Genomic DNA, 13,025 nt, shown 5'->3' on the forward strand with positions numbered 1-13,025 from the left:
CCAAGGTATTTTTAACCAGAAGAAGTTGGACGCGGCAGGAGCAAGCCAGCCGCGTCCGGTTCTTTGTTAGCGGTTCATCCGGTTTGCGATTAGGTCGTCCACGACTTCGGGTTCGGCCAAGGTTGACGTGTCGCCCAGCGCGCCGAAGTCATTTTCGGCGATCTTGCGCAGGATACGGCGCATGATTTTGCCCGACCGGGTTTTCGGCAGACCCGGCGCGAACTGGATCAGGTCCGGTTTCGCAATCGGGCCGATTTCCGTGCGCACGAAGTCAGACAGTTCTTTGCGCAGTGCGTCTGTCGGCTCTTGCCCCGCCATCAAGGACACGTAGGCGTAGATGCCTTGCCCCTTGATTTCATGCGGATACCCGACCACAGCAGCCTCTGACACGGCGGGGTGGGCGACCAAGGCGCTTTCGACCTCTGCCGTGCCCATGCGGTGACCAGAGACGTTGATCACGTCGTCAACACGCCCGGTGATCCAGTAGTAGCCATCCTTATCGCGCCGGCAGCCGTCGCCGGAAAAGAACATGTTCTTGTACTGGCTAAAGTACGTCATTTCGAACCGTTCGTGATCGCCCCAGATGGTGCGCATCTGGCTTGGCCAGCTATCGGCGATGCAAAGCACGCCTTCCGCCTCAATCGTTTCAATCTCGATCCCGGTTTCAGGTTCTAACACGACCGGCCTGATCCCGAAGAACGGATGCGTGGCCGACCCCGGCTTGGTCGATGTCGCGCCGGGCAGCGGTGTCAGCAAATGGCCGCCGGTTTCCGTCTGCCACCACGTGTCAACGATCGGCACTTTGCCCTTACCGACGACGTCGTGGTACCAATTCCACGCCTCTGGATTGATCGGCTCGCCGACCGTGCCCAGCACCTTGAGCGCGGAAAGGTCGTACTTTTCGACGAACTCATTCCCCTTGCCCATCAGCGCGCGAATGGCGGTGGGGGCGGTGTAGAATTGGTTCACCTTATGCTCTTCGCAGACCTGCCAGAACCGGCCCGCGTCGGGATAGGTTGGCACGCCTTCGAACATCAGCGTCGTAGCCCCGTTCGCAAGCGGGCCGTAAATGATATAGCTGTGGCCTGTGACCCAGCCGACGTCCGCCGTGCACCAGAACACTTCGCCATCGTGGTAATCAAAGGTGTATTGGTGCGTCATGGACGCATAAACCAGATAGCCGCCCGTTGTGTGCACAACGCCCTTTGGCTGCCCGGTCGAGCCGGAGGTGTAGAGGATGAACAGCGGATCTTCGGCGTTCATCTCCTCTGGCGGGCAGTCGGGGCTGACCTTCGCTTCCAGCTCGTGCAACCAGTGGTCGCGGCCGTCCTTCATGGTGATATCGCCGCCGGTGCGCTGCACGACCAGCATCGACGTGTCGGTCATGATCTTCTCGAATGCCTTGTCGGCGTTCACTTTCAGCGGGGTATTGCGGCCGCCGCGCGGGGCCTCGTCTGCCGTGATGACGACCTTGGCCTCTGACCCATTCACGCGGGCCGCCAAAGCATCAGCAGAGAAGCCCGCGAAGACGACAGAGTGGATCGCCCCGATCCGCGCGCAGGCGAGCATCGCATAGGCTGCTTGTGGGATCATCGGCAGGTAGATCACGACGCGGTCGCCTTTTCCGACGCCCAACTCTTTTAGAACGTTGGCGAATTTCGACACATGCGCATGCAGCTGCGTATAGGTGATATGCTGCGATCCGTCCGTCGGGCTGTCGGGTTCCCAGATAATTGCGGTCTGGTCGGGGCGGTCTTTCAGGTGGCGATCGATGCAGTTGGCGGCAACGTTCAAGGTGCCGTCTTCGAACCATTTGATGTCAATATTGCCGGGCGCGAAGCTGGTATTTTTGACCTTGGTATAGGGCTTAATCCAGTCCAGCCGCTTGCCATGCTCACCCCAAAAGGCGTCGGGATCGTGGATCGACGCCTCGTACATCGCCTCGTAGGTGTCCTTATCCGCGTGGGCCTGCTCGGCCATCTGCGCACTTGGCGCGTACATTTTATCGGTCACGTTGGGCCTCCTCCACTGTGCATCATAGCCTGCGACAGGCACGCCCGCCGCACGGCAACCCTCCCGGTTGCCGCCTCCTGATGTGTATAGGGCTTGATTTGAAGCCAAATGCCAAGGTGGCGAAAGGTCGGACGCGCCGCATCTGTAAATCATTTACAAATTCCACGGCGAAGTTTGTCAACTTTCTTGCTTGACCGGGCTGGGGTTTCCGCGGCCCACGGTCCAGCCTAAACCGGGCGACATGGACGCAATCATCATCCTTGGCGCAGCTGTTTGGCCGAGCGGCCCCTCGCCCACGTTGCGGCGCCGCGTATTGCACGGGGCGCAGCTGTGGCATGGTGGTGCCGCACCGATCATCGTCGTCTGCGGCGGGTTGGGCCTGCACGCCCCGACCGAGGCTGCCGCGATGGCCACCCTTCTGGTTGAACAGGGCGTTCCGCCGGATGCGATACTGCAAGAAGGTCGCTCCACCACCACACTTGAGAATATCCAGATGGCCTTGCCGCTGCTGCGACAGGCGGGTGCGCGGCGCGTGCTGATCGTGACCGACATGACCCACGGCCCGCGCGCGGCTTTGGTCGCGCGCCACTTTGGCCTGCACCCGCGTGTCAGCGCGCCGCCCCTGAAAGGCGGCCGCAAACGCACGATCCTGCGCCAAATGGTCCGAGAGTTGGGGGCCTATCCCCTTTACGCGATCCGCCTTAAAACACGCGGATCAGAGCGCACCGATTAACGCGATATTAAGACATGTAAACGCAATGTTCCAAGGAACGCTGCGGAGAATCCCATGCTCAAGATCTTGCTTATTGCGATGCTATCGCTGTCCCCCATCGCGGCCGGTGCCGGTGCTTGGGCCCGCGACGAAGGCACGCTTTTCATCGCGGCAGGTGGTAATTTCCTGCTGTCAGACGGGGCAGAGCTGCCGGTCCACTACGACCCTACGGTCTATGCCGAATATGGCCTGACAAAGCGCGTCACGCTTGGCCTTGATGTCTATACCGCTGACAAGGGCCGGATTGCGTCTGCCTTTGGTTTTGCCGCTGTCCCCGTCGGGTCCATCACGGGCGCCAACCGCGCGATGGTGTCGCTTGGCTATGGGTATCGCCTAAATCCCGACACCACGACAGAGGCGCTGATGCGTCTTGGCCTGTCGCTGGGCAGGGGCATGGATCGCGGTTGGCTGTCCGCGGATATGAGCGCGACAATCGGCATGCTGGACACGACGTGGCGGCCAAAGGCTGACTTTACCTATGGCCATATTTGGTCGGATCGCTGGGCAACAACGATGCAGTTGCAGACTGGCATCGGGTATTATGACGACGAATACGTCAAGCTTAGCCCGACGATCATTTACACCTTCACCGACAAGATTAAGGTCAACCTAGGGGCCGTCAAGGCGCTGTCCGGTGACGGTGGCAGCGCCTTGAAACTGGAAACTTGGCTGACCTTTTAGACGCTGGGCTTAGGTCGGATTATCCATTCGCACCGTATAACGGATCGTCCCGCGCAGTGCCTGATCGAACACAAACCGCACCGACCGCTGATCCGTGCCATAGTTGTTGTCAGCATAGGGGATCTGGTTCACCACCTGCCCGGCCCCGTTTTGCAAAGGACCATCTGCCGCGATCGCCTCGATGTACCGCGCGCGGCCTAGGAACGGCAGCGACGGTGCCGTTGCCGCAACCCACTGGCTTGATGGCGTGCCTTGCGAATGGCTCAGATACGCCGGGTTGAACACCGGTTCATTCACACCGTGATAGACGTTCGCATCAAACGTGACCTGCCGCGTGCGACCATAATCCAAATTCCCAAAGGTCGTATCAATTGATTCGATGCGGTTGATATTGCCGTTAAACGTGCGAAAGACGTTACTGACCACCGACAATCCATGCAGGAAATGGTTCGGACCATAGGGCTTGATCACGATATAATTAAAGCCGGAATTGACGTTAATACAAACAAAGTGGTTGCCCGTCACCGTCAAACCGCCAAAGGAATAGCCCGTCGTAAAGGCCGGATCTGCCTGCGATTCATTTGTCCATTCGATAAAATTGTTGTCGATATAGTTGCCGGTAATGGCAGCGCGACAATTAGGCTGGGTAAAGATCAGACCACCACGCCGCACGCCGTTATTTTCCGAATCGCCATTAAACCAATGGTTGCCAGTAATCGTGCTGCCACCGCCTTGAATAACGCCAAAATGCTTGAACAAAGACGAGCGATTATCGCGCACCTTCACATCATTCGCATTGGCGTTAAAACTGATCGTCGTGCGATCTTGCACCCGCGCCGATTGTTCGTTGGAAATGAACTGACAGCGGTCAATCATCATGCCCTGACAGCCATTGCCGGGGCTTGAAATGCCGCGATCCTTGGGTTTGGTGAAAAAACAGTCCCGCACATGAAACGTCAGGCCCTGCGGAGCCAAAATAATCGCACTGGCCTGCCCGTCACACTGAAATTCCACGTCATCAATCACGAACTGCGACAGGCTGGCATAGCCGGAAAAATCCAGCAGATACTTGAACCTGCGGAAGGTAAACGTCTGCGTGCCCGCCGCATCATATAGCCCGCTGCTGATCTGCAATGTCCGCGCCCCGACGTTCTTGGACGTGACATAAACCTCGCGCCCGACACCGCTGCCCAGCACCAAGGATCCAACAGCAATATTCGCCACATTCGTCACATTGGTCAGCGTATTGGCATTTCCCGGGCTATACGTCGCCTGCGAGGTGACGTTTTCCGTATTCCAAGCAGAGCCAGCAGCGGGCTGAAACTGGCCATTGCGAATAACGCGCCGCGTGGCAAAGCTGGTGCGCGACGGATCGCAGGCCTGCATATCCACAGGTTCGCGCAATGTGACCCGCCGCCCGTTCATATCCAGCGATTCGTGGTCCGAGAAATTTAGCAGCGCCTGATATGCCTTCTTAAAGGCAAGTTCTTCATCCTCGAAGGCATCAACATAGGTCTGATAGTTGAAATCTTTTTGCAAGATAAACCGCTTGTCAGCAGCCTGCGTCACCCGCCCGACAAAGCGAATGCGGCTTTGAATCGATACATCCTGCCCCATTTTATAAACGCCTTCGGACACGATAATTTCCCGCCCCTGCGCAGCTGTATCAGCCGCCTCAAAGGCTGCGGAATCGTCCGCCACGTTATTACCGATCGCGCCGTAATCGCGCACATCGACGCTGCCCAGCATGTCGGGCAAAAACGCGACCGTGTAATCCTCGATCGTGATGTCGTCGATCCGCACCAACCCGCCGCTGGGGCCCGTCAGATCAAGTCCGAAATGACCGTAATTGGCGTTCGGCCAGACCAAATCCACCCCAGTGCGATCGCCAATCCCGACAATCGCACTGACCTCGACGACCGCACCATAGGTCGTCAGCGTGATCTGCGGCCCGACGGAGGTCGGAACAGACGCCGCACTGCCGCCGTTGCGCGCCGCATATCCGGCAATGCGCACGTTCGGCAGCGGTCCAGCCACCGCTTTGACGCGCGCGGTGATCCGCAGATAACAGCCCGGCAGAATAGGCGTCTCGCCCATATAGCGGACCTTTTGCACGGTGCTGGTCTTTTGCACCTCGAGGCAGCCGCCAAAGTCCTGATCTGACGCCACAAAAACGCCAGTGCCGCTGGTGGCATAGGTATCACTGCCCGGCGTGCCATCGCCGCTGGACCACACCCCAAGCCCTGCTGCAAACGGCAGTGGCTGAAACACGATTCCGTCCGTAATTGCCTTGTTCATCATTCATCCCTTTGCCGGTGGGATGATGTGCAGGCAAAACGCCCTGCCCTGCGGCACCACCCCGTTCATCGCTGTCCGGCACGCGCCGGGCACTGCGAAACGGGATATGGTCTAGGGATGAACCGCCGCTGATAGCAGCGTCACGCAGCACCTGCGCGCGGCGCAACACCCATCACACGCCGACATCAGGGGGCGGCAGCACGGACACGCCGTCAATCTTCCAGCCCTGCGCGGTTTGGATCATGGCATATTCCAGCACATGCAGCGCGCCGTTGGTGTCCTGCACCATGACCTGTTGGTAAATGCGTCCGTCTACCTCGCGCTGCGCCATGAACTTGGCGGCAGAGTTATCCCAGACCATCGGATAGCCTTCACTAACCATCACGCCAAAATTTCCGGGATTGCCGAACATGCCTTGGATCATCGGGCTGGCAAAGGTCCACGCCAGATCAACGTCGCGCGCATTGAACGCATCCAGTTGCTGGCGGATGATATCTTGCAGGGGTAACTGCTCGACCTGCGCGGCAGGGGGCGTATCCTGCGCCAACGCAGGCGCCCCCCAGCCCATCATCAAAATCAGCACAAATCGCATGGCCGTCCTCCACCGCATGATGTCCAGTTTGAACAATCACGCAGCGAAGGGGTGAAAAGTTTCGCCTTTAGCCCTGCTGCAATTCGCCGCGCAGCGCGGATTCGATCAGCGCAATCGTCTCGTCCACACCGTAAAGCGCGATGAAACCGCCAAAACGCGGCCCTTGGCTTGCGCCCAGCAGCACCTCGTAAAGCGCCGTGAACCAGTCGCGCAGCGGCTCGAAGCCATGCGCCTTGCCGACAGCAAAGACTTCGGACTGCAGCGCCTCTGCATCCAGCCCGCCGTCCCACACCTTCAGACGCGCGACCAGATCCTCTAGCGCGGCACGTTCCACATCCGTTGCGGCACGGAACACCTTGGTCGGCTTCACAAAATCATTGTAATACCGGACCGCAAAGCCTGCCGCCTGATCCATCTGCGGGTTCGCCTCGGGCGATGCATCCGGCGCATAGCGCTGAATAAAGCCCCACAGCTTGTCCTTGCTCTCCGCGCTCGACACGGACGCAAGGTTCAGCAGCATCGCGAATGGCACAACCATATCCGACGCTGGCACATTATGGCCGTGGATATGGAACACCGGGTTATTCAACCGCGCCGCATCGTCCTGCGTTTCATAGGCGCGCAGCTGCTGATGATACTCGTCCACCGCCTTCGGAATGACATCAAAGTGCATCCGCTTTGCGGTCTTTGGCTTCAGGTACATGAAATATGACAGCGATTCCGTCGCCGCATAGGTCAGCCATTCATCAATCGTCAGACCATTGCCGCTGGTCTTACTGATCTTGTGACCATCCGCATCCAGAAACAGTTCATAGGTGAAATGCTCTGGCGCACGCCCGCCCAGCACGCGGCAGATGCCGTCATAGATCGCCGTATTGGTCGCGTGGTCTTTGCCATACATCTCGAAATCGACGCCCAGCGCAGCCCAGCGCGCGCCAAAATCCGGCTTCCACTGCAGTTTGCAATTACCGCCTGTGACGCTGACCGTATGCTCGGTCCCGTCCTCGTCATCAAAGGTGATCATACCATCCTTCGTGACGTTCTTCATCGGCACATACAGCACCCGCCCCGTCGTTGGGCTGATCGGCAAGAAGCAAGAATAGGTCGCGCGCCGCTCTTCGCGCAACGATTTCAACATGATCGCCATGATGTCGTCATAGCGCTCTGCCGCGCGCAGCAGGATCGCGTCCATTTTACCGCTTTGGTAATATTCGGTCGCGCTGGCGAATTCGTATTCAAACCCAAAGGTATTCAGGAAATTCTGCAGCCGCGCATTCATATGCGCGCCAAAGCTGGCATGCGTGCCGAACGGATCAGGCACTGCCGTCAGCGGGCGCTGCATAAACGGCTCTAGCGCTGCCGGATCAGGCACATTGCCGGGGATCTTGCGCATCCCGTCCATATCGTCGGAAAAGCACAAAAGCTTGGTTGGAATATCGCTGATAATCTCGAATGCACGACGGATCATCGTCGTCCGCCCAACCTCGCCAAAGGTGCCGATATGCGGCAGGCCGGACGGACCATAGCCGGTTTCGAACAAGACAAAACCGCTTTCTGGGGGCTGTTTTTCGTACCGTTTGAGCACGCGGCGCGCCTCTTCGAACGGCCAGGCCTTCGATGTCATCGCTGCGTCACGCAATGTGCTCATGTTTTCACTCACTTCATGGTATACGGCCCCCATTGGCCGGATCTTGCGCATCCCTATTGCGACAGCGCAGGCCCGTCAATAAATGGGACGTTCAAGACATAAAAGGACAGGGCATATGGTCACCGATTCAATGACACCGCAGGACGCGCTTGCGGCGTTGATGATCACCGTTTCAGCCTCTGACGGCGAGATGCGCACGTCGGAACTGATTAAGATTAACTCGACGATCAACAACCTGCCGATCTTTTCCGATTACGACGCCGACCGCCTCCCCCGCGTGACCAGCATGGTCATGGACCTGCTGGATCAAGACGACGGGCTAGAGGCGCTATTTGGCCTGATCCGCGACACCCTGCCAGAGCGCCTGTTCGAGACAGCTTACGCGCTGTCCTGCGACGTCGCTGCCGCCGATGGCAAGATCGGCGCGACCGAAGGGCGCATGCTCGAAGAGATCCGCGACGAGCTGGAACTTGACCGTTTGCACGCTGCCGCAATCGAACGCGGATCGCGCGCACGGCATATGACGCTTTAACCAATTGGGAACTTTTGGGGCGCTCTCCCGGTTGTCATCACAATTGATGACTGCCTCAAAGGAATATCCCATGGAATACGGCCTCTTCGGTCTCATCGTCCTGATCGCCGACCTTTATGCGATCTACCAAGTGCTGACCTCTGGCACGACAACCCTGTCCAAGATCCTCTGGACCCTCGCCATCCTGATCCTGCCAATCCTTGGCTTCTTGGTCTGGCTGGTGGCTGGCCCGCGCGGCTCTTCCGTCCGGGTCTGACCCAGCGGCAGCTGACAGAACAAAGGGCGCAGCCAATAGCTGCGCCCTATTTTTTATCCCGTGATCCGCCCCAGTACAGCCCAGCGCTGCAGTAAATCTTGCTGCAATTTCTTGGCCTTACCATTAAAGCTTGATGCTCCGCGCGGCAGCTCGTCTTGCGACGATAGCGACTGCGTCCGCGCCTCTGGGTCATAAGCAAAGATCGCAAAGCTTAACTTGCGCCCGGTATCCGTATCCAAATACCCCGCTAGCGTACTGACAAAGTTTAACGTCCCCGTCTTTGCCCGCACATTTGCCGGAAAATCCTTAATCGCACGGCGATTTTCATCAACCATCACGATGGACTTCATCAGGGGCTGCAATTCGGCCTGCACGCCAGCAGCATTCAAAAGCCGCACCATATCGCGCCCCGAGACGCGATTTTCATCGCTTAGACCCGAATGATCCGCCAGATGCAGCGTCATCCCGGTCCGCTCTGTCAGCCACTGCGCCATTGTCGCGGCAGAGCGACCCATCGCCTGCGCCGCGCCAAACCGCTTGGCCGTCGCCGTCATCCCAACCACCTCTGCGGTCAGGTTCGTTGAATACAGCAGCATATCCCGTAGCATCTGCGTCAGCGGCACGCTTTCAAAGCGGGCAAGTTGTGTGCCTGCGGGCAGATCATCGACCAGCGTCGCAGCAGGCAAAACAATGCCCGCATCCTGCGCCAGGGTGCGGAATACATCACCCGCATAAAGCGCTGGAAACCGCACCGGCAGCCAGCGTGATCCTGCTTTACCCAGCGCGCCCTTCGCGACAGTCCATTCATCCGTGCCAACACCCTCGGCGTAGGCATAAACAGGCAATTGCCGATCCACGATCTGCATCCGCGCCATCTTGACCACAGGTCGCAACGTCTCGCTTCGCGCGTCCATGCTGACGGTATAGTCAGCACCGCTTTGCGCCCATTCGAAAAAGACGCGGTTAAAGTTCAGGTTCAGCCCGCCCAGCGACGGGTTATACCCCAACTGGTCCAACTGCCCCGGTTCAATCTCTTTTAACCCGGGCAAGGCGTTGCCCCAGACCAAAAACCGCCCCTTTACCTGCTTAAGGCCAGCATCACTCAGCTGCGTCACCAACTGCGCCAGCTCATCCGTCACCAGATTAGGGTCGCCCCCACCTGCCAGCACCAGATCGCCGTCGAGCACCCCGTCCACGACAGGCCCTGTCGCCAGCACTCGGGTCTCGAATCGATAATCGCCGCCAAGTATTTCCATCGCGTAAACAGAGGTCAGCGCCTTCGTCACGCTTGCCGGCGGGCGGCCAAGCCCGCCATCGACGACCTCTAGCACCTCGCCCGTCGCCACATCCGAAATGACAAACCCAACCTGCCCCGCCAAACCTGCGGCGGCGATCAGATCGACCGCCCCTTTGCGGGCGACAGGACGGGCATTCGTAGGCACGGCCGCGACGTCCACCGCCGCCGCCCCGCCCCGCGCCACCGGGCGCAGCGTGCGCTGCGGCCCTGCCAGCGCAGCGCTTGCGAAAAAGGCAATGCCGCCGGCCAAAAGGCTGCGGCGGCTCAAACGGGTCAAAGTCTCTTGGCTCATCTCATCACCGTAATCATGTCAGCGAAGCCGGATCAATCGCACCCGCATCACGCTTGCGCCATGTTCCGGCCTTGCGCAACGCCGTCGAAGACTGATCGCTGAGCGGTAAATTCACAAAACACCACGCCGGCGGCGTCATCAGACCCAAAGCGCCAGAGGCCCGCGCCGGAACCCGCGCGCCGCGATATATCCGCGCCGCTGGACTAAACCCAGCCGCCAAACGATCCCCCGGCCGCGCCAGCACACCAACAGCCACATGATCCATGATCCAGCGCCAATCCTGCCACAGATGAAACTGGCTCAAATTATCCGCACCCATTAACCAGACGAACTGCACGCCGGGATAACGCGCCATCAAACGCCGCAGCGTCTGCGCCGTATAGCGCGTTTTCAACCGTGTCTCTACATCCGTCACCTGCACGCGCGGATGCTGCATGACATCACGCGCCCGCGCCATGCGGTCTGACATCGGCGCAGGACCGTTCGTTTTCAACGGGTTACCCGGACTGACCAGCCACCAGACGCGGTCCAGGCCGAACCGCCGCATGGCCACGCGGGTAATATGCGCATGCCCCTCATGCGCCGGATCAAATGATCCGCCCAGCAGACCAACCCGCTGCCCCCGTCCTGCCTGCGGCCATCCTTGCATGTCCGGTCCCTTTATCTTTGCGCACTGTAAACCCGAAACAGGCCCGCAGGTGCAAACCCAAATGCGCGTTAGGCGTTTGATAAACCCTTCGGCCTAGGTTGCATCAAACGAACTGGCCGAGCATGAGATGTTGAATATCGCCCTGACTGCCTTGATTACCTCCCTACTCTTCGCGGGGATTACCTTTTGCATTCGGCAAAGGCAGGCGCTGATGCGCGACCGGGGGCCTGACTTCAACGCCATCGCCTGCGCCAGCACCAATGATGGCATCGTCGTTCAATCCCTTGACGGCAAGATTATCTGGGCCAATCCAGCCTATTTGCGGATTTTTCGGCTGCCTGCAGATCAGGTTTTAGGTCGAAACCCACTTAGCTTTTGCCTTCCTCCAGATGAATTACAAACCCCCGAACAGATCGCTGCGTTCCGCTATGACAGGGCCGATCCGATCTGGGGCAAGCTTTATATCGTGCGCAATCAACGCAGCGATGGCAGCCTATTTTGGAACCAAATCAGCGCGAGTTTTCACGAGGTAGAAGGTCAGCCGGATCTTGTTATTTTACTGTGCCGCGATGTGACCGAGCAGGTCGATCAAGAGCAGGCGCTGCGCGAATCGACCCGCAGGCTGGCTTTCATGGCGGAACACGACAGCCTGACCGGCCTCGCAAATCGCAACAAATACAACGCCTTCATCGCATCGGCCCTTGATGGCGATCCTGCAACTCGCCCCGGCTTTGGTGTGCTGCAAATCGATTTGGATCACTTCAAGGCCATCAATGATCGACACGGTCATGCGGCTGGCGACGCGGCCTTGCAGCACGTCGCCACAACACTTGGGCGGAGCCTGCGTCAAACCGACCTGCTTGCGCGGCTTGGCGGTGACGAATTCGTCGCCGTCTGCGCAGGTATAACGCACGATTCGGAACTTTTGCGCATCGGTCAGGCGCTTGGACAGGCCGTCCGCGCCCCGTTTCACTTTGATGGCAAGCAAATCGACGTCTCTATTAGTATCGGTGCCGCGATTGCGGGCAGCGACGACGATACGGGTGACAGCTTGTTACAAAAGTCCGATTTTGCCCTGTACGAGGTAAAGCGCGCCGGGCGCGGACATGTCGCCGTCTACGATTCTAACCTTCATGAGGAAGCGCAGCGCCGCGACCGATTTGGCCTGCAGCTGCGCGATGCCATCGAAGGCAATAAGCTGACTTTCTACTTCCAACCGACTGTCGACCTTCACACTGGTGCAATTCGCGGATTCGAGGCTTTGGCCCGCTGGCAGCACCCTACGCAGGGCCTGCTTCATCCGTCCGAATTTCTCTCCCTCGCAACAGAGCTGAACCTGCTCCGCCACGTCGATACCGCGGCAATGTGTGCTGCCGCCGATCTTCGCAAGCGCCTAGAACACAACAATTTCGCGGACATACGCGTTGGCATCAATGGCTCGCATAACCTGCTGTCCGACGACGAACACGCCGATCGGCTTCCCGCCGAACTTGCCCGTGTTGGCGTCAAGACGCGCCATATTGTAATCGAGTTCAACGAAAGGGACATTTTCGGCAACACCGACATGATCGAACAAAACATGCGGTCAGTATCCCGCCTTGTTGATATCGGCTTTAACGTCCTGATTGATGGCTTCGGCTCGGGCTACGCGGGCCTGCTTCACATCGAACGCCTGCAAGTCGCCGGCATAAAAATCGAAAAATCACTGATCAGACACTTAGACTGCACGCCAGCCTGTGAAAAAATCACGGCCATGTTGCTGCAGTTCGGACAGGAAAAGAACATCTACTGCGTCGCCTGCGGGATCGAGACAGAGGCACAAGCGCTGAAAGTCAAATCCTTCGGCGGCTCGGTCGGACAAGGCAATTTTTTCGCACGCGCTATGCCCGCCGAAGACGTCATTGACTGGCTACGCCAGCGCCAAGCCAATGCGCGACTGCGCGACGCTGGCTAGTCGCCGATTGCCCCTTGGCCGCCAGCCCGATAAAGAAGGCG

At 58.7% G+C, this 13,025-nt stretch carries 11 protein-coding genes; 5 read left to right on the plus strand and 6 right to left on the minus strand.

The annotated features are described in order from the left end of the window. Nucleotides 1–66: 66 nt before the first annotated feature. Nucleotides 67–1,980: an acetate--CoA ligase gene (gene acs, locus KBW81_RS12020; RefSeq protein WP_254249060.1), complete on the minus strand. Its 1,914-nt coding sequence runs from the start codon at nt 1,978–1,980 to the stop codon at nt 67–69. Nucleotides 1,981–2,254: 274 nt separating this feature from the next. On the opposite strand from acs, the gene KBW81_RS12025 reads away from it, so the two are divergent. Further along, nucleotides 2,255–2,746, plus strand: a complete 492-nt coding sequence (locus KBW81_RS12025; protein WP_254247330.1) for a YdcF family protein — start codon at nt 2,255–2,257, stop codon at nt 2,744–2,746. A 54-nt stretch (nt 2,747–2,800) separates the two neighbouring features. Continuing rightward, entirely contained in the window at nt 2,801–3,466 is a 666-nt protein-coding gene (locus KBW81_RS12030; RefSeq protein WP_254247331.1) for a hypothetical protein, read from the plus strand. A 9-nt stretch (nt 3,467–3,475) separates the two neighbouring features. On the opposite strand, the gene KBW81_RS12035 is transcribed toward KBW81_RS12030, so the two are convergent. The 3 genes from KBW81_RS12035 to KBW81_RS12045 form a co-directional block, all read right to left on the minus strand. Continuing rightward, a complete protein-coding gene (locus tag KBW81_RS12035) occupies nt 3,476–5,764 on the minus strand; it encodes a right-handed parallel beta-helix repeat-containing protein (RefSeq protein WP_254249061.1) in 2,289 nt (762 codons plus the stop codon). Between the two features lie 172 nt (nt 5,765–5,936). Continuing rightward, on the minus strand, nt 5,937–6,356 hold the full coding sequence (locus KBW81_RS12040; protein WP_254247332.1) for a DUF4864 domain-containing protein: 420 nt from the start codon (nt 6,354–6,356) through the stop codon (nt 5,937–5,939). 67 nt (nt 6,357–6,423) lie between these two features. Further along, complete coding sequence (locus KBW81_RS12045; protein WP_254247333.1) at nt 6,424–8,004, minus strand: lysine--tRNA ligase; 1,581 nt, start codon at nt 8,002–8,004, stop codon at nt 6,424–6,426. A 115-nt stretch (nt 8,005–8,119) separates the two neighbouring features. Between KBW81_RS12045 and KBW81_RS12050 the strand changes: the two genes are divergently transcribed. Beyond that, nucleotides 8,120–8,536 (plus strand): tellurite resistance TerB family protein, encoded by a 417-nt coding sequence (locus tag KBW81_RS12050; protein WP_090186784.1) that lies wholly within the window; start codon nt 8,120–8,122, stop codon nt 8,534–8,536. 70 nt (nt 8,537–8,606) lie between these two features. Continuing rightward, nucleotides 8,607–8,792 (plus strand): PLD nuclease N-terminal domain-containing protein, encoded by a 186-nt coding sequence (locus KBW81_RS12055; RefSeq protein WP_090186787.1) that lies wholly within the window; start codon nt 8,607–8,609, stop codon nt 8,790–8,792. A gap of 53 nt (nt 8,793–8,845) precedes the next feature. Here the strand turns inward: KBW81_RS12055 and dacB are convergent, their stop codons facing one another. Further along, a complete protein-coding gene (gene dacB / locus KBW81_RS12060) occupies nt 8,846–10,381 on the minus strand; it encodes a D-alanyl-D-alanine carboxypeptidase/D-alanyl-D-alanine endopeptidase (protein WP_254247334.1) in 1,536 nt (511 codons plus the stop codon). Nucleotides 10,382–10,394: 13 nt separating this feature from the next. Next, the gene (locus KBW81_RS12065; RefSeq protein WP_090186793.1) at nt 10,395–11,030 is read right to left on the minus strand and encodes a nicotinate-nucleotide adenylyltransferase; all 636 of its coding nucleotides are present in this window, start codon (nt 11,028–11,030) and stop codon (nt 10,395–10,397) included. Nucleotides 11,031–11,241: 211 nt separating this feature from the next. Between KBW81_RS12065 and KBW81_RS12070 the strand changes: the two genes are divergently transcribed. Beyond that, nucleotides 11,242–12,984, plus strand: a complete 1,743-nt coding sequence (locus KBW81_RS12070; protein WP_254247335.1) for a putative bifunctional diguanylate cyclase/phosphodiesterase — start codon at nt 11,242–11,244, stop codon at nt 12,982–12,984. The last annotated feature ends 41 nt before the right edge of the window (nt 12,985–13,025 follow it).

The organism is Loktanella salsilacus, from assembly GCF_024206795.1.
Lineage (GTDB): Bacteria > Pseudomonadota > Alphaproteobacteria > Rhodobacterales > Rhodobacteraceae > Loktanella > Loktanella salsilacus.